This is a genomic window from Mycobacterium sp. NPDC048908, assembly GCF_043197955.1.
In the GTDB taxonomy this organism is placed as follows: Bacteria; Actinomycetota; Actinomycetes; order Mycobacteriales; family Mycobacteriaceae; genus Mycobacterium.
The window spans coordinates 33,652-49,316 of the sequence record NZ_JBICUE010000021.1 but is presented as its reverse complement, the minus strand read 5'-3'; the positions used below and the strand labels follow the sequence as shown (position 1 = coordinate 49,316).

17 protein-coding genes are annotated in these 15,665 nt (G+C 66.5%); 9 read left to right on the top strand and 8 right to left on the bottom strand.

Translation table 11 applies throughout. From position 1 onward, the window contains the following. Positions 1 to 107: 107 nt before the first annotated feature. Positions 108 to 1,028 carry an Ig-like domain-containing protein gene (locus ACGFK1_RS30475; RefSeq protein WP_393438683.1) on the top strand — a complete coding sequence of 307 codons (921 nt, stop codon included), beginning with the start codon at positions 108 to 110 and terminating at the stop codon, positions 1,026 to 1,028. Here ACGFK1_RS30475 and ACGFK1_RS30470 read toward each other — a convergent pair. From ACGFK1_RS30470 to ACGFK1_RS30460, 3 genes are read right to left on the bottom strand one after another with little or no spacing between them, the layout of a single operon-like run. Beyond that, positions 1,025 to 2,095 (bottom strand): prenyltransferase, encoded by a 1,071-nt coding sequence (locus ACGFK1_RS30470; protein WP_393438680.1) that lies wholly within the window; start codon positions 2,093 to 2,095, stop codon positions 1,025 to 1,027. The genes ACGFK1_RS30475 and ACGFK1_RS30470 overlap by 4 nt on opposite strands. Then, on the bottom strand, positions 2,082 to 2,813 hold the full coding sequence (locus tag ACGFK1_RS30465; RefSeq protein WP_393438677.1) for a class I SAM-dependent methyltransferase: 732 nt from the start codon (positions 2,811 to 2,813) through the stop codon (positions 2,082 to 2,084). The genes ACGFK1_RS30470 and ACGFK1_RS30465 overlap by 14 nt, the downstream gene beginning before the upstream one ends. Continuing rightward, the gene (locus ACGFK1_RS30460; RefSeq protein WP_393438674.1) at positions 2,807 to 4,033 is read right to left on the bottom strand and encodes a glycosyltransferase family 4 protein; all 1,227 of its coding nucleotides are present in this window, start codon (positions 4,031 to 4,033) and stop codon (positions 2,807 to 2,809) included. Before ACGFK1_RS30460 ends, ACGFK1_RS30465 begins: the two co-directional genes overlap by 7 nt. A gap of 201 nt (positions 4,034 to 4,234) precedes the next feature. Between ACGFK1_RS30460 and ACGFK1_RS30455 the strand changes: the two genes are divergently transcribed. Continuing rightward, positions 4,235 to 4,624 (top strand): DUF3224 domain-containing protein, encoded by a 390-nt coding sequence (locus ACGFK1_RS30455; RefSeq protein ID WP_393438671.1) that lies wholly within the window; start codon positions 4,235 to 4,237, stop codon positions 4,622 to 4,624. Between the two features lie 2 nt (positions 4,625 to 4,626). On the opposite strand, the gene ACGFK1_RS30450 is transcribed toward ACGFK1_RS30455, so the two are convergent. Further along, positions 4,627 to 5,085 carry a PPOX class F420-dependent oxidoreductase gene (locus ACGFK1_RS30450; RefSeq protein WP_393438668.1) on the bottom strand — a complete coding sequence of 153 codons (459 nt, stop codon included), beginning with the start codon at positions 5,083 to 5,085 and terminating at the stop codon, positions 4,627 to 4,629. Between the two features lie 38 nt (positions 5,086 to 5,123). Between ACGFK1_RS30450 and ACGFK1_RS30445 the strand changes: the two genes are divergently transcribed. Then, positions 5,124 to 5,609 carry a flavin reductase family protein gene (locus ACGFK1_RS30445; RefSeq protein WP_393438666.1) on the top strand — a complete coding sequence of 162 codons (486 nt, stop codon included), beginning with the start codon at positions 5,124 to 5,126 and terminating at the stop codon, positions 5,607 to 5,609. 55 nt (positions 5,610 to 5,664) lie between these two features. Further along, complete coding sequence (locus tag ACGFK1_RS30440) at positions 5,665 to 5,973, top strand: DUF222 domain-containing protein (protein WP_393438664.1); 309 nt, start codon at positions 5,665 to 5,667, stop codon at positions 5,971 to 5,973. On the opposite strand, the gene ACGFK1_RS30435 is transcribed toward ACGFK1_RS30440, so the two are convergent. After that, positions 5,954 to 6,262 (bottom strand): hypothetical protein, encoded by a 309-nt coding sequence (locus ACGFK1_RS30435; protein WP_393438661.1) that lies wholly within the window; start codon positions 6,260 to 6,262, stop codon positions 5,954 to 5,956. The two genes, ACGFK1_RS30440 and ACGFK1_RS30435, sit on opposite strands and share 20 nt — an antisense overlap. A gap of 58 nt (positions 6,263 to 6,320) precedes the next feature. Between ACGFK1_RS30435 and ACGFK1_RS30430 the strand changes: the two genes are divergently transcribed. After that, positions 6,321 to 6,953: an FMN-binding negative transcriptional regulator gene (locus tag ACGFK1_RS30430; protein ID WP_393438659.1), complete on the top strand. Its 633-nt coding sequence runs from the start codon at positions 6,321 to 6,323 to the stop codon at positions 6,951 to 6,953. On the opposite strand, the gene ACGFK1_RS30425 is transcribed toward ACGFK1_RS30430, so the two are convergent. Beyond that, positions 6,893 to 7,414, bottom strand: a complete 522-nt coding sequence (locus tag ACGFK1_RS30425; protein WP_393438656.1) for a hypothetical protein — start codon at positions 7,412 to 7,414, stop codon at positions 6,893 to 6,895. The genes ACGFK1_RS30430 and ACGFK1_RS30425 overlap by 61 nt on opposite strands. A gap of 37 nt (positions 7,415 to 7,451) precedes the next feature. On the opposite strand from ACGFK1_RS30425, the gene ACGFK1_RS30420 reads away from it, so the two are divergent. Together ACGFK1_RS30420 and ACGFK1_RS30415 are read left to right on the top strand one after the other, a co-directional pair. Then, the gene (locus ACGFK1_RS30420) at positions 7,452 to 8,834 is read left to right on the top strand and encodes an acyl-CoA dehydrogenase family protein (RefSeq protein ID WP_393438653.1); all 1,383 of its coding nucleotides are present in this window, start codon (positions 7,452 to 7,454) and stop codon (positions 8,832 to 8,834) included. Positions 8,835 to 8,846: 12 nt separating this feature from the next. Beyond that, complete coding sequence (locus ACGFK1_RS30415) at positions 8,847 to 9,686, top strand: DUF427 domain-containing protein (protein ID WP_393438650.1); 840 nt, start codon at positions 8,847 to 8,849, stop codon at positions 9,684 to 9,686. Between the two features lie 15 nt (positions 9,687 to 9,701). On the opposite strand, the gene ACGFK1_RS30410 is transcribed toward ACGFK1_RS30415, so the two are convergent. Beyond that, a complete protein-coding gene (locus tag ACGFK1_RS30410; RefSeq protein ID WP_393438647.1) occupies positions 9,702 to 10,454 on the bottom strand; it encodes an SDR family NAD(P)-dependent oxidoreductase in 753 nt (250 codons plus the stop codon). After that, on the bottom strand, positions 10,451 to 12,841 hold the full coding sequence (locus ACGFK1_RS30405; RefSeq protein ID WP_393438644.1) for a hypothetical protein: 2,391 nt from the start codon (positions 12,839 to 12,841) through the stop codon (positions 10,451 to 10,453). The genes ACGFK1_RS30410 and ACGFK1_RS30405 overlap by 4 nt, the downstream gene beginning before the upstream one ends. Positions 12,842 to 12,922: 81 nt before the next feature. Here ACGFK1_RS30405 and ACGFK1_RS30400 point away from each other — a divergent pair, with 81 nt between their 5' ends. Beyond that, positions 12,923 to 14,101: a zinc-dependent alcohol dehydrogenase gene (locus tag ACGFK1_RS30400; protein ID WP_393438641.1), complete on the top strand. Its 1,179-nt coding sequence runs from the start codon at positions 12,923 to 12,925 to the stop codon at positions 14,099 to 14,101. 19 nt (positions 14,102 to 14,120) lie between these two features. After that, positions 14,121 to 15,635 carry an aminotransferase class I/II-fold pyridoxal phosphate-dependent enzyme gene (locus ACGFK1_RS30395; protein WP_393438638.1) on the top strand — a complete coding sequence of 505 codons (1,515 nt, stop codon included), beginning with the start codon at positions 14,121 to 14,123 and terminating at the stop codon, positions 15,633 to 15,635. Positions 15,636 to 15,665: the final 30 nt, after the last annotated feature.

Here is a 15,665-nt window from a genome sequence, read left to right as displayed (position 1 = left end):
ACATCGGACCCGGGCCGCAACAGCCCGTCCTGAGTCATGTCGACTTCGCCGCCCAACCGTTACGCGTGCTTGATGCCCGTGTGGCACAAGCAGGTAACCATTCATGGATGCACAAGACGCGTGCTCGAATGGCCGCTGCCGTCGTTTCAGTGGGGTTGTCAGTCATCGTCGCTGTGACGCCCTGTGCCGTGGCTGACCCGGAGGTCGATGCGCCGTCCGGCCCGTCGGCCGCCGATGCGCCGCCGCCAATCGCGTTTCCGCTCTTCCAGTTTGCGCTTCCCAACCCAACGCCGGACGGTCAAGACGCGACGCCGTTCACCGGCGTCGCACCGTTCGACGCGCCGACCATCCATCCCTCCGATGGCTCAACGGTCGGCGTCGCCATGCCGATCATCATCAAGTTCAGCGCTCCGATCGGTGATCGAGCGGCGGCAGAAGATGCGATCCACATCTGGTCGGATCCGCCCGTGCCGGGAAAGTTCTACTGGATGAGCGACTCCCAGGTGCGATGGCGGCCCATCGACTTCTGGCCGGCACATACGGTGGTCAACGTCGACGCAGCGGGTACGACGTCGCGCTTCTCGACAGGTGACGCGTTGGTCGCGACGGCCGACGACGCGACCCATCAGCTGACGATCACCCGCAATGGTGCTGTGGAGCACGTGTTTCCGATGTCTATGGGCAAGCCCGGCCACGACACCCCCAACGGCACCTACTACGTTCAGCAGAAGTTCAGCGACATCGTGATGGACTCCGCAACATACGGGGTGCCGAGCTCGGCGCCGGACGGCTACCGGGTGGACGTTGAGCTCGCGGTCCAATTCGACAACAGCGGCAAGTTCGTGCACAGCGCGCCGTGGTCGATAGCGGACCAGGGCGTGCGCAACGTCAGCCACGGCTGCATCAACGTCAGCCCGGCCAACGCGCAATGGTTCTATGACAACTTCGGCGTCGGCGATCCGATCGTGGTGACGAATTCGGTCGGCTCCTACAGCCAGAACGACGGCAGCCAGGACTGGATGATCTAGCGTTCGCTGGTCGCGCAGGCGCAGTCGTACTCGCCCTCTAGGCCGCGCGGCAGGTCGGCCCCACGGAAGATGCCGTTGGCAGGCGTGGTCTGCGACAGCGCATCTGCGGCGAGAATCACCGCCGCGCCGGTCCAGGTGGTGCGCTCCACCGGCCAGCGCTTGCCGTCGGCGTAGACCAGGCCGGTCCAGTAAGACCCGTCTTCCTCGCGCAGATGATGCATGGCGGCGAACTGTTCGTGCGCCCGGCCGGTCTCGCCCATCGCATCCAAAGCCAGAACCAGTTCGCAGGTTTCGGCGCCGGTGACCCACGGTCGGTCGTCGACGCAGCGGATGCCGACGCCGGGCACCACGAAGTCATCCCACCGCGCGTCGATGCGTTCCCTAGCCGCCGCGCCGCGCAGCGCGCCGCCGAGCACTGGGTAATACCACTCCATCGACCATCGATCCTTGACCACGAACGATTCTGGATGGTGCGCGATCGCGTGGCCGAGTTGGCCGACGGCCACCTCCCACTCGGGCTGGGGATCATCGACGTAGTCGGCCAGCGCCAACGCGCACCGGATGCTGTGATAGATGCTCGCGCAACCGGTCAGCAGCGCCTCCGGCTCCGGCCCGGACGGCCCCCTGGCCCAGGCTATTTCGCCACCACTGGCCTGCAGCCCGACCACGAAGTCGATCGCCTTGATCACGACGGGCCACATCGCTTCTGCGAAGCCGCGGTCGCGGGTGATCAACACGTGATGCCACACACCGGTGGCGATGTATGCGCAGAAATTGCTGTCGCTGTTGGCGTCCTCGACCACGCCGTTGCGCAACTGGATGGGCCATGACCCGTCCGGCCGCTGAGCGGTCCGGCACCAGTCGAATGCTGCCCGTGCCGGCTCGAAAAGGCCTGCGACGGTGAGGGCCATTGCGTTCTCGACGTGATCCCACGGGTCGGTGTGACCACCGTCGAACCATGGGATGGCACCCGAGGATTCTTGCGTCGCCGCGATCGATCGCGCGGTCTGCCGACACTGCGCCGGCGTCAGCACGCCGGCAACGCCGGGAACCTCAGGAGACAGCAACAGGCCCCACCGGCTTCCTGAAATACAGCGCCACGCTCTTGCCGATCAGCGGGTTCAGCAGCGACTCAGCGGTGCGTGTCAGCCACGGTTGCTCGACCATGTCCCACACCAGCAGCTTGTGGTAGGCGGCGACCGCGGGGTGGTCGTTATCCGAGGCGCCGACAGCGCATTTCAACCACCAGAACGGCGAGTGCAGCGCGTGCGCATGGTGGGTGTGCGTCAACCGAAGCCCGTGCGTCAGCACCTTGTCGCGCAGCGCATCGGCTTTGTAGATGCGGATGTGACCACCCTCGTTGGCATGGTATTCGTCGGACAGCACCCAGCAGACCTTCTCGGGCAACCACCGCGGAACCGTGATCGCCAACGCGCCACCGGGTTTCAACACGCGCACCAGCTCGCTGATCGCCCGGTCGTCCTCGGGCACGTGTTCCAGAATTTCCGACGCGATCACACAGTCGAAAGTGCCGTCCGCATAAGGCAGTTCGAGCGCATCACCCTTGACCGCCTCGGCACGCGCCGAGTCAGGGACCTCGCCCTGCTCCTTCATGGCCTGCAGAATCTCGTCGACGTCGTTGAGGTCGGCGGCGTTCTGGTCGAATGCGATGACGTCCGCGCCGCGCCGGTAAGCCTCGAACGAGTGCCTGCCCGCACCGCAACCCACATCGATCACCTTGGTGCCCGCGCCGACGCCGAGCCTGTCGAAGTCGACGGTCAGCATTTCGCCATGGCCCGCTCGTAGACCGTGACCGTCTGCGCCGCAACGGATTCCCAGCTGAATACGTCCAGCGCGCGCTGACGTCCGGCGGCCCCAAGGCTGCGCCGGTCACTCGGCGAGTCCAGCAATTCGCCGAGCACTCGGGTCAACTCGTCGACATCGGCAGGGCGCACCAGGCGTGCGCATTCACCGCCGGTGCCGACCACCTCGGGCAGCGCACCCGCCCTGCTCGCGACGATCGGGGTGCCGCTGGCCATCGCCTCGACTGCAGGCAGCGAGAAACCTTCGTAAAGAGAAGGGATGCAAGCGATTTCAGCCGAAGCCAGCAGGTCCGCCAGTTCCGAGTCGGACAGCCCGCTGGAGGTGTGCACGATGTCGGAGATACCCAGCTCGGCGATGAGCTTCTCCGTCGGCCCGTTCGGTTCCAGCTTGGCGACCAGCTGCAGCTCCAGATCCCGCTCGACGCGTAGCCGCGCCACCGCGTGCAGCAGGTGACTGACGCCCTTCAACGGCACGTCGGCGCTGGCGATCGCGATGATGCGACCGCGCACCCGGTGCTGGGCCGGTTTGAACAGCGCGGTGTCCACACCCAGCGGCACCACATGCAGCTGGCTCGGCGCCACCGCGAAGTCCTCGGCGATGTCGGCCGCCGACGTGGACGACACGGTCAGCAGCTCGGGGATCTGGCGGGCGACGTTCTTCTGCATCTCGGCGAACCCGTACCAGCGGCGCACCAATGGCTTGCGCCACCACTTCGCAGCCGCTACCTCGAGTACGCGGTCTCGGGTGATCGGATGGTGCACCGTCGCCACCACCGGCAGGCCGATGGCGGCGATGTCCAACAGCCCCGTGCCGAGGCTCTGGTTGTCGTGCACCACATCGAAGTCATCGCGGCGCTCGGCCAGCAACCGCGCCGCGCGCATCGTGAACGTGCGCGGCTCGGGGAAGCCTGCCGTCCACGTGGTCAGCAGTTCGAATAGATCGATGCGATCACGAATCTCACTGAGCCGGGGAACGCGGAACGGATCCGGCTCCCGGTAGAGGTCGAGGCTTGGCACCTTGGTCAACCGCACGCGCGGGTCGAGCACCTCGGGATAAGGCTGTCCGGAGAACACCTCGACGTCATGGCCGAGTTCGACGAGGCCGCGCGACAGGTGACGGACGTAGACGCCCTGGCCGCCGCAGTGGGTTTTGCTGCGATAAGACAACAAAGCGATGCGCATGGTCAGCTCACGAACGCGCGCAGCCGCGGAGTAATCGAAGGGCCGGTGAGCGGGGCAGATGGCGTCACGCAAGAACTCCGAACCTTCTGGACATGTGTCCAGACTATAGTTTGACGTACTAGCGGGCGCAACGCGACCACCTAGCTCTGACTACCACAGACCCGTCGATTCCCGAACCTCGATCAGGGGTATTCGGCTGCCATGAGCAGACACATCGAGGCGCGCTTCGAGATCGCCAGCTGGGACGAGACACCGTTCGAGGACGGCGACGAAGCGACGAAGCTGACCGAAGCGCTGGTGGCGAAGCGCTACGAGGGCGACATCCAGGGCACCTCGACGACGAAGTGGCTGTTGGCCTATTCGCCGGACAAGAGTGCGTTGTTCGTCGGCGTCGAACACATCACGGGCACGATCGGCGGGAAGAAGGGCGGCATCGTGTTGCTCCACGACGGCCGATACAGCGACGGCGTCGCGGCGGCCGACCTGCGGATCGCATCCGGCACCGAGGGGTTGGCGAAGGTGGCGGGCACCGGAGAGTTCCGGGCCGACCCCGCCGGCGCCATGACACTCGACCTCGACGGCGCTTGGTAGCGCTACTGCGGCGGGGGAAAGCCGCCGGTGGCCACCGGGCCCCACCGGCGCGGCGTGACGCGGATCAGACACTTGCCCTGGTCGACCATCGCCTGCCGGTACTCGTCCCAATCCGGATGCTCACCCGCGATCGACCGGTAGTAGTCGACCAGCGGTTCGACGGCATCAGGAAGGTCGATCACTTCGGCGTCGCCGTCGACTTGCACGTAGGCGTCGTTGAACTCGTCCGACAGCACCATGACGCTGGCCCGCGGCGTGCGGCGGATGTTGGCCGACTTCGCGCGCCGCGGATAGCTGGCGATCACGATGCGACCGTCGTCGTCCACACCGCCGGACACCGGGGAACTCTGCAGCGACCCGTCGGCGCGAAAGGTGGTCAGCACCATGCGATGTCGCGGTCGGATGAAGTCCAACAGATCCGGCAGACTGACCGCGTCGGCGGTCGCATACTTTCGGGCCATAGGACAAACCCTAGCGACGGAGCCTTTGACGGAAGCCAATGACGAACGCCTTTGACAAACTTGTCTCCCTGCTGGACTACCCGATGTACGTCGTCACTGCCCGCGCCGGTGGCGACGCGGACGGTTGCCTCGTCGGGTTCGCCAGCCAAGTCAGCATTCATCCGCAACGGTTCCTGGTGGGGCTGTCCAAGCGCAACCGGACGTATCGGATCGCCGCGAACGCCGATCATCTCGCCGTGCACCTCCTCGAGCGGCGGCACTGCGAACTGGCCCGGTTGTTCGGCGGCGAAACCGGCGATGCGACCGACAAGCTCGCGCGGTGCTCGTGGCATCCCGGCCCGGACGACCTACCGATCCTCGACGACGCGGCGGGCTGGTTCGCCGGTGTCGTCCTGAGCCGTTACGACCTCGGCGACCATGTCGGCTTCCTTCTCGAACCAGTGACCGGTAGCGCGCCCGACCGCTTCGAGCAACTCGTCACGTTCGCCGATGTCCGCGATCTGGAGCCCGGTCACGAGGCGTGATCCGGCAAGCACGACTGTCGGCGCGCTTGTCGTACCCCGCCGATAGTCTTCGAACATGGGTTCGAGTAAACAACAGATCATCGCGGCTCTCGATGCCGCCGAAGCCAGCTACCGTGAGCTGGCCGCGCTCCCCCTGGAGGCGCTGACCCGCCCTGAGAAGACGCAGCTTCTCAAGCGGTTGGGTGATATCGACAAGAAGATGGCCGCACTCGACCGGCGGCTGATCGGCCAACTCATCAGCCAGGGCGACCCCGCGATGTTCGGCGCCCGTTCGTGGGCCGAGGTGCTGTCCAGACGGCTACGCATCTCACCAGGAGAAGCACAACAACGCATCGCCGCGGCGGCTAACCGGTCTTCCGCTTGAGCACCCACGCCGGGATCCAGTGGGTCACGGATTTGCGGCGCGGTCCGTACGCGATTTCGTAGGTCACCAAGCCCCACCAGTAGCCCTGCTCGCAGATGCCCCAGCAGGTGAGGCGGCCTTCGACCACCGAATGCATCTGCAGGCCCGCCGGGTTGTAACCGCCGGCGCGGTGAGGTTCGCGGGGGAACAGCACCGCCAGGTCCACCAGCACCGCGACCGCCGGGTCCACTCGGCGGAAGGTCGGCTGCACGGGTTGCCCGTTGTAGCCGATCGACTGCAACTCGCCCACTGTTCGATCATACGTTCGAACGTTTTCGGGTCGACAACCGTTCTACGCTGAAGTGGCGATGTACATCCCTCGACAGTTCGCGCTCTCCGATGAGCAGACCGCGGCCGCGCTCGCGCAGGCCGAGTTCGGGCAGCTCGTCACCTACGGCCCGTCGGGGTTTCTGGTCACGCCGCTACCGCTGATCTACGAGGGGCATTCGGTGATCGGCCACATGTCGAGGGCCAATCCGCACTGGAAGGCCGACGGCCAGCAGTCGGTGGCCCTCTTCTCCGGCCCGCACGGATACATCTCGCCCGGCTTCTACGCGACGAAAGCCGAGACCGGCAAGGTGGTCCCGACGTGGAACTACGAGGTGCTCAACGTCTACGGCACGCTCGTCGCTCATGACGACCCGGATTGGGTGCTCGACCTCGTCACCCGGCTCACCAATCGGCACGAACAATCGCGCGCCGAACCGTGGCAGGTCACCGATGCGCCGCAGACCTACACCAGGGCACAACTGCGCGCGATCGTCGGCGTGGAACTGGTGATCTCGAAGGTCGAGGGCAAGGCCAAGATGTCGCAGAACCAACCCGAACGTAACCGCGCCGGGGTGGTGGCGGGCCTGAGAGCGTCCAGCGCGCCCGCCGATCAGATCGTCGCCGACCGGGTGGAGGCTTTCGGCACCACGAACGCGAACGGCCGCGGGTAGCCCAGCCCAGTCAGCCGAGACCGCCGCACAGCGTCGACGGTCACGGTGCGCAGCGTCCCCGAGGACGGCTCGTAGCACCGCCACTGCCGTCCCACCGCCTCGACGATCAGCACCCAGTGCCGCGGGATGAACCGGCCGATCAACATCGGGACCGGCAAACGCGCCTCGACCGCTCGCCGGACGTCGGACAACGTGTCGCGGCGGCCGAGGAACGGCCGCCATCGGTAGCGCACACCGGATGCCCGCGCGGTCAGTGCACGCGCCATACCGGCCGGCGTGGTGCCGAGCCGCCGCGGCCACACTCGGTTCACCTCGGCGTGCACCCTGGCTTGCTCGTCGTTGAACCAGTCCGGGTCGGAAAGCTCGGCGTCGTCACGCAGCAGCGCGCCCGCCACCACCGCAACCGTCGGACCACAGGTCACGCCGTCGCGTTGCCGAAGAACGTGCGCCGGGAGCTCCATCGGTTACCACGCTAGGCCTTCGGGGTACCCGACACCGGTGAGCTTCGACATCACCCCGACCGCCGCACAGCACGACCTCGCCCGACGCACACATGACTTCGCCGAGAAATGCGTGCGTCCTGTCGCCCTCGAGTACGACCAGCGCCAGGAGTTCCCCTGGCCGGTGCTGGAGGAAGCGGCCGTCCAAGGCTTCTACAGCCCGCTGTTCTACCGCGATCTGATCGGTGACCCGACCGGGCTGTCGCTGCCGATGTTCATGGAGGAGCTGTTCTGGGGTTGCGCGGGCATCGGCCTCGCGATCGTCATGCCCGCGCTGGCGCTGTCAGCGATCGGCCAGGCCGCCTCGCCTGAACAAATGCTGCAGTGGGCGCCCGAATGTTTCGGCACCCCAGGCGATCTCAAGCTCGCGGCGCTGGCGATCTCGGAGCCCGAAGGTGGCAGCGACGTTCGCAATCTGCGCACCCGGGCCCGCCGTGACGGCGACGACTGGATCATCGACGGCCACAAGATGTGGATCGGCAACGGCGGTATCGCCAACGTGCACGTCGTCAACGCCGTCGTGGACCAGGAACTGGGCCACAAAGGACAGGCCCTCTTCATCGTGCCGGGCGGCACCCCGGGCCTGGAATTGGTCCGCAAGCTGGACAAGCTCGGTTGCCGCGCCTCACACACCGCCGAATTGCGGTTCAACGGTGTGCGCGTGCCCGCTGAGAACCTGCTCGGTGGCGAAGACAAGCTCGAGCACAAGCTGGCCAAGGCCCGAGAGACCGTCGAGGGCGCCAGGAACTCCGGTTCGGCCACCATGGGCACTTTCGAACAGACCAGGCCGATGGTCGCCGCGCAGGCGCTCGGAATAGCAAGGGCCGCACTGGAATACGCCACCGCGTATGCCAACGAGCGGGAAGCGTTCGGGGCGCCGATCATCGACAACCAGGGCGTCTCGTTCCCGCTCGCCGATCTGGCCACCGGCATCGACGCGGCGCGGTTGCTGACATGGCGGGCGTCCTGGATGGCCGCATCAGGCGTGCCGTTCGAGCGCGGCGAAGGTTCGATGGCGAAGCTGGCGGCCAGTGAAGTGGCCGTCCGTACCACCGAGCGCGCCATCCAGACCATGGGCGGGTGGGGTTACATCAAGGACCACCCCGTCGAGAAGTGGTACCGAGACGCCAAGCTGTACACCATCTTCGAAGGCACCAGCGAGATCCAGCGGGTCGTGATCTCCAACGCGCTCGGCGCCGCCGTGGGCAAGCCGCCACTTCACGTCAGCCTCGAACCCACCGGCGGTCCCCTGAACAAGTGGTTCGGCCGCGGCACCCCGCTGCGCAGCAGGGCAGCCGATGCGGCGCTTTCCGCCAAAGACTCCGTTCCCCAACCGATAATGCGATTGGCGATGAACGTGTTGCGCCCACCCCGCAAGTGAAAGGGGGCCGCGATGGGCGTCAGGATGATGGATCTGCTCACCGGCCAACTCGACACCCTGCGGTATCAGCCCACTGCGAAACGGGTGCGGGCCTGCGTCGGCGGTGAACCGGTAGTTGACACCTTCGAAGCGCTGCTTGTCTGGGAACCGCGACGTGTGGTGCCCACCTACGCTGTTCCGGTCGCGGCGCTGTCGGCCCAGTTGGTGCCCGCGGGCGGCGAGTCGGGCGCCGATGACGAGCAATTCGGCGTGCGTCTTCCCGCGATCAGTTCGCGGCCGATCCTCGACCCATCGGTGCCGTTCGACGCGCACTCGTGCGCGGGCACCGCATTCGACGTGATCGCAGGCGAGGAGACCGGCGCCGCGGCGGCGTTTCAACCGGACGATCCCGACCTCGCCGACTACGTGATCCTCGAGTTCGCGGCGTTCGAATGGCGGGAGGAGGACGAACACGTCGTGAGCCACCCGCATGACCCCTTCCATCGCATCGACGTCCTTCGCAGCAGCCGTCACGTCCGCATCGAATTCGACGGACGGGTGCTCGCGGAGTCCGACCGGCCGCTTCTGCTGTTCGAGACGCTGCTGCCCGTCCGGTTCTACCTCCCGCGCGACGACGTCGCCGCCCGACTCGAACGCAGCGACACCGCGACGTACTGCGCATACAAGGGCCGCGCGTCGTATTACTCGATCCCCGATGGCCCCCGCGACCTGGCGTGGGCCTACCAGGAGCCACTGCACGACGCCGAGCCTGTGCGCGATCGGATCTGCTTCTTCGACGAGCGCGTCGATGTAATGGTCGACGGCCGGCGCCGGGACCGGCCGGAGACGCCGTGGAGTGACCCCGATCGCTAGACGGCGCTGAGCGGATCAGAAGTTCAGCGGATAGCCCCCGCTGACCTTCAGCGTCTCCCCGGTGATGAACGACGCCTCGTCGGAGCACAGGAACAACGCCGCGGACACCACGTCGTCCATCGCGCCGAGACGGTGCACCAACTGATGCTTGTGCACGAACTCGTCGATCAACGACGTCGGCAGGTCGGCGAGCGCGCTTTCGGTGTTCGTCAGTCCGGGGGCGATCCCGTTGACCCGAATTCGGTCAGGCGCCAGTTCCGTGGCGAACGCGACGGTCAGGCCCCGGACAGTCAGCTTGGACACCGCATACGGCGTTGCGCTCAGGTAACCCGCCATCGACGAGATGTTGAGCACCACGCCGCCGCCGCGTTCACGCATCGAGTCACGGCACGCCAGCGTCACGTTGACGACGCCCATCACATTGACGTCGAACAGCCTGCGAACATCGTTGCGCGACAACGCTGCGAACGGCTGGTTGTACTTCGTCAAGTGCAGACCCGCGTTGTTGATCAGGATGTCGATGCCGCCGAACTGTCCCGACGCCACAGAAACAGCGGCGTCCACCTGTGCGGGGTCGGCGACATCACAGTCAATGGCGACCGCCCGGCTACCCGCCGAAAGAATCTCGGCCGCAGTGCGTTCGGCTGTTTCGGTGTCCGTATCGGCGATGACCACATAGGCACCCTCGGCGGCCAACGCCCTCGCGAATGCGCGGCCGAGCCCGATCGCGCCGCCGGTGACCACCGCGGTCCGGTTGACAAACTTCATAGCAGCTCTTCCATCGGTGCGGCCGTCGCGCGGTCATCGGCCGGCATGGTGTGCGCGGGCATCACCGTGGACTGCAGAGCCTCGACAGCGTCCGTGTACTCCTGCCGCGTCCAGAATCCGGAGTGCCCGCAGATCGGCGCGCCCGGCTCGGGTCGGCCGTCGATCGACCGCACATCGGGCAGGCGGCTGTCGACGCAGTGTGTCTGCGCGGCGGCCGGGGATGTGTTCTGGTGGTCGAAGATCCACGCCCCGATCGGATCGGTGTGGGCCCACAGATTGATCCACTGTCGAGTCGGCTCCTGCCACGCCCGCAGGAGCCGAAGCGTCTCGGGCCCGAAGTAGGCAGGGAAGTTCTGCGCGTACAGCCGCCGCAGCGGCGAGCCGAATGTCAGCAGCGGGTAGTGCTCGTCCTCGGTGTTGGCCTGCAGGAGTGCCGCCGCCGCGATCACCGTGCCCTGGCTGTGGGCCACCAGGACCACGCGAGTGGGGCCGGCCATTTCCGTCAGCGCGGCCAGCCGCAGCCGAATATCCCACACCGTGCGCGCACCGTAGGACGGCGGGGTGAGCGGATGATTCGCGCGCGGCCAGAACGTGACCACATCCCACAGGATCGCGACAACGCGCCGCAACTGCCGAATTCGATACGCCGCCACCACCAAGGTGACCAGGCCGGCCGCCAGCGCGACGGAGATGAACACGCTGAAGCTGAAGATCGCGCCCGACCAGAAGCGGGCCGAATCAAACTGAGGTATCGACAGATTGAGCACCATCATCGCGACGATGGCCGCCACTGCGACCAACGCCATACCGGCCACCATTCGGGTGCCCACGTCGGTCAGCGACGCGAGCGCCCGCGCGCGGGCGATCCTGTTGATCTGTTCGCAGGCATCCTTCTGGCCCGGATAGTCAGCGTGCACGCCGGGCAACTCACCTGCGGTCCGCTCGGGGACGACTCGGAAATATACGTAGATGCTCATCGCGACCGCGACGGCGATTATGGCTACGGTGGCCACCGAGGCCCAGACATACGGCGGCGGCACAATCAGCGGCGCATCCGCGTTCACGGCCGCGATCTCGCCGTCGAGGGTGGCCGACGACCTCGCGAGAATGCCTGTCATCGAGCTCTTTTCGCGGATAGCCGCCGACGTCGACAACACTGCCTTGCCGAACGTCTGGGCGGCCAGCAGCCCGATGCCGACACTGAAACCGCCGCCGATGAGCCATCCGATCAATGTCACGAACGGCCCGGTGAAGCCGCCGAGCGTCATCCGCCAGCCGCCGTCGTCTTTGGTCCGCTGCGCGCCCCGAGTCCCCCGCAACGACACAGCGGTGAACGCGAACAGCGCCAGCAGCAGCGCCACCTGTACCACGAACAGAACGTAGATCGCTTCGTGCAGGCCGGGAAGGTGCGTCGGCGCGAGGGGATATGCCACCTGCGCGACAGCCACCCAAACCAGCGTTGCGACAAGCAGTCCCAGCGACAACCACCGCGCCACCATGAGCGGTTTCGTCAGCCGGTACACGCCGCTGCCGCCGCGGGCGGTGGCCCTGCTCGATGCGGTGGCCAGCACGGCGACGCCGAGAAACACCGCATTGGCCACCAGCAGGCCTACGCTCACTGTTCGGACGCCACCCGACTGCGCGTAGCGCACCGGCGCCGCCAACGCCACCGCGGCCACGCCTGCAGACCACGCCGTCACATGGCAGTAGCGCAGGCGGACCACGGATTCGTCCGGATTCCAGAACGACGACTGCGTCAACGGAGTCGGTTGGCCCTCCACCACCGCAGGACTCGGCGGCGGCGTGCGCCCACCGGTGTCGACCCCGGTCTCCTCAGAACCCAGTCGCCACAACAAGACCATCACCGCCATCAACGGCACGGCAGCCAGCGCCAGTTGCGCGCCGCGGTGCCACGACGCCAGAAACGTCAGCGGGCCCGCGCTGCAGTAGTCCAAATTCGCACACTGCCAGACCATTACGTCCATCACCGCGACGGCCGAGGCGAGCATCAATGTCAACGTGAACGACAACGCGATCAATCGCAGCAGCGTCACCACGACGACCGCGGAACGCTTCTTGCGTGCCGGCGGCAGCATCCAATGCGCGAGGTCGACGAGAATGAACGGCAGAAACAGCAGCCACAGGGCGCGACTGGCCCGACCGGATGTCAGGGCCCCCCAGGAATACGCTTCCATCACTCTGCGCCATTGGTTCGGCGCGGTGGGACTGGTGATCATGTCAAGCCACGGCTTTCGCCGGTAGAAGCCGGCGTCGTTGCCGCCTGCCGTGCGTTCGATGAATTCGACGGGACAGCCCAACAGCGCTTCCGGCGGCGCGCCGGACACGCCGTGCACCCGCAATTCCACGACCGTTCCGCTTGCGGCCACGCTCCCATCCTTACGCGAGGTTTGGCATTCGCCTCGCTGGGCACGCCCGTAGAGGAACACGAATTCATGAGGAGGACGCCCATGCGAGCGGTTACGTGGCAAGGACGCAGGAAGGTATCTGTCGACACGGTGCCCGACCCGGCGATCAAGGAACCGACCGATGCGATCATCCGCGTCACGAGCACCAACATCTGCGGATCGGATCTGCATCTGTACGAGGTGCTCGGTGCGTTCATGACCCCTGGCGACATCCTCGGCCACGAAGCGATGGGCATCGTCGAGGAGGTCGGCCAGCAGGTGGAGACGCTGAGCGTCGGCGACCGAGTCGTCATCCCGTTCAACATCTCCTGCGGTCACTGCTTCATGTGCGACCATGGCCTGCAGAGCCAGTGCGAGACGACGCAGAACCGCGACCAGGGCACCGGCGCCGCGCTGTTCGGTTATTCCAAGCTCTACGGCGAGGTGGCGGGCGGCCAGGCCGAATACCTGAGGGTGCCACAGGCGCAGTACACCCACATCAAGGTTCCTCAGGACGGACCCGACGAGCGCTATGTGTACCTGTCCGACGTGCTGCCCACCGCATGGCAAGCCGTCGAGTACGCCGATGTGCCGGACGGCGGCACGCTGGTCGTACTGGGTCTCGGCCCGATCGGATCGATGGCGTGCCGGATCGCGGCGCATCGCAAGGGCTGCCGGGTGATCGGTGTCGACCTGGTCGACGAGCGGCTCGCGCGGGCACGGGAATACTGCACGGAGGTCATCGATTTGCGCCGCGACGACGCCGATGAGGTGGTCAAGAGCCACACCGACGGCCGCGGCGCGGACTCGGTGATCGACGCCGTCGGCATGGAAGCACACGGGTCGCCCATCGCCGAGACGATGCAGACCGCTGCCGGCTTCCTGCCGTCGCCGGTGGGCCGGGTCGTGATGAAGCAGGCCGGTGTGGACCGGCTGGCCGCGCTGAACTCGGCCATCACTCTCGTCCGCCGCGGCGGCACCGTCTCGCTGTCCGGGGTTTACGGCGGCGCTGCCGATCCGATCAACATGATGACGTTGTTCGACAAGCAGATTCAATTGCGCATGGGACAGGCCAACGTGAAGAAGTGGGTGCCAGACATCATGCCGTTGCTGACAGCCGAGGACCCGCTCGGCGTCGAGCAATTCGCCACCCACCGGCTTCCCCTCGCTGCGGCGCCCGAAGCCTACGGAACCTTCCAGAAGAAGGAAGACGGCATGGTCAAGGTGGTTCTCACGCCGTAAACCGGGTACTCCGCCGATCATGGATCAATCCGAGGCTCCGCTCCTCGATGCCCTGGTCGACTATCGCAAGAGCAACCGATACGGCTACACCCCGCCGGGGCACAGGCAGGGCCGCGGCGCCGACGACCGGGTGTTGGCGGTGCTGGGTCTCGATCCATTCCGCGATGACCTACTCGCCAGCGGCGGCCTCGACGACCGCAGAACCAGCAACAAGTTCCTGAAGCGGGCCGAGGACTTGATGGCCGACGCGGTCGGCGCCGACGTCGCGTGGTTCTCCACATGTGGGAGTTCGTTGTCGGTCAAGGCCGCGATGATGGCCGTCTCCGGTGGCGGCTCATGCCGGATTGCCGGCTCAGCCGGCGCAGGCCGGATTGCGGGCTCAGCCGGCGCAAGCCTGCTGGTCCCCCGCGACAGCCACAAATCCATCGTGGCCGGATTGATCTTCAGCGGCGTGCAGCCCCGCTGGATCACCCCGCGGTGGGATGCCGACCGGCACATCTCGCATCCTCCGTCGCCGCAGGACTACCGCGACGCCTGGGATCGTCACCCGGACGCCGCAGGCGCCCTGGTTGTCAGTCCCAGCCCGTACGGCACATGCGCCGATCTGTCGGCCATCGCCGAGATCTGCCACGAGCGCGGCAAGCCGCTGATCGTGGACGAGGCCTGGGGTGCCCACCTGCCGTTCCACGAGGACCTGCCGACGTGGGCGATGGACGCGGGCGCGGACGTCTGCGTGGTCAGCGTGCACAAGATGGGTGCAGGATTCGAGCAGGGCTCGGTGTTCCATCTGCAGGGCGACCTTGTCGACCAAGACCGGTTGTCGGCGTGCGCGGACCTGCTGATGACCACCAGCCCGAACGTGCTGGTGTACGCCGCGATGGACGGCTGGCGCCGGCAGATGGTCGAACACGGCCGCGAAAGGCTCGGCGCCGCACTGGAATTGGTGCGTGGGCTGCGCGACGACATCGAGTTGATTCCCGATGTGGAAGTGCTCGACGACGAACTTCTCGGCAATGAAGCGTCCCATGACCTGGACCGCATGCAGATCCTGATGGACGTCTCGGCCACCGGCACGTCGGGCTATCAGGCCGCCGACTGGCTGCGCGAGCACAAGCAGATCGACCTCGGCATGACGGATCACCGCAGGGTGCTGGCCACCATGTCGTTCGCCGATGACAAGGCCACAGGCGAGCGGTTACTGGATGCGCTGTGGGGGTGGCGCAAGGCCGCCAACGACTTCGACTCCCCGCCCCCGATCCGACTGCCCTCGCCGAAGGAGATCGAACTCGAGAACGTGCAACTGCCGCGCGAGGCGTTCTTCGGCAACGTCGAGTCCGTGCCTGCCGAGAAGGCCGGCGGACGGATCTGCGCCGAGCAGATCACGCCGTACCCGCCGGGTATACCTGCGGTGGTTCCGGGTGAGCGACTCAACGACGCGGTGATCGACTACCTTCGCTCCGGCCTGGCCGCCGGGATGAACGTGCCGGACGCCGCGGACACCACTCTGGAGACGATCAAAGTGGTCGCTACCTGATACCGCAGGTTTCGCCTACGGTGGTTCTGG

Bases quoted from the DNA above. Each gene is read 5' to 3' on its own strand.
- ACGFK1_RS30475 (WP_393438683.1), top strand. From the start codon at position 108: ATGCACAAGACGCGTGCTCGAATGGCCGCTGCCGTCGTTTCAGTGGGG.
- ACGFK1_RS30465 (WP_393438677.1), bottom strand. From the start codon at position 2,813: ATGCTGACCGTCGACTTCGACAGGCTCGGCGTCGGCGCGGGCACCAAG.
- ACGFK1_RS30460 (WP_393438674.1), bottom strand. From the start codon at position 4,033: ATGCGCATCGCTTTGTTGTCTTATCGCAGCAAAACCCACTGCGGCGGC.
- ACGFK1_RS30455 (WP_393438671.1), top strand. From the start codon at position 4,235: ATGAGCAGACACATCGAGGCGCGCTTCGAGATCGCCAGCTGGGACGAG.
- ACGFK1_RS30450 (WP_393438668.1), bottom strand. From the start codon at position 5,085: ATGGCCCGAAAGTATGCGACCGCCGACGCGGTCAGTCTGCCGGATCTG.
- ACGFK1_RS30445 (WP_393438666.1), top strand. From the start codon at position 5,124: ATGACGAACGCCTTTGACAAACTTGTCTCCCTGCTGGACTACCCGATG.
- ACGFK1_RS30440 (WP_393438664.1), top strand. From the start codon at position 5,665: ATGGGTTCGAGTAAACAACAGATCATCGCGGCTCTCGATGCCGCCGAA.
- ACGFK1_RS30430 (WP_393438659.1), top strand. From the start codon at position 6,321: ATGTACATCCCTCGACAGTTCGCGCTCTCCGATGAGCAGACCGCGGCC.
- ACGFK1_RS30425 (WP_393438656.1), bottom strand. From the start codon at position 7,414: ATGGAGCTCCCGGCGCACGTTCTTCGGCAACGCGACGGCGTGACCTGT.
- ACGFK1_RS30415 (WP_393438650.1), top strand. From the start codon at position 8,847: ATGGGCGTCAGGATGATGGATCTGCTCACCGGCCAACTCGACACCCTG.
- ACGFK1_RS30410 (WP_393438647.1), bottom strand. From the start codon at position 10,454: ATGAAGTTTGTCAACCGGACCGCGGTGGTCACCGGCGGCGCGATCGGG.
- ACGFK1_RS30400 (WP_393438641.1), top strand. From the start codon at position 12,923: ATGCGAGCGGTTACGTGGCAAGGACGCAGGAAGGTATCTGTCGACACG.
- ACGFK1_RS30395 (WP_393438638.1), top strand. From the start codon at position 14,121: ATGGATCAATCCGAGGCTCCGCTCCTCGATGCCCTGGTCGACTATCGC.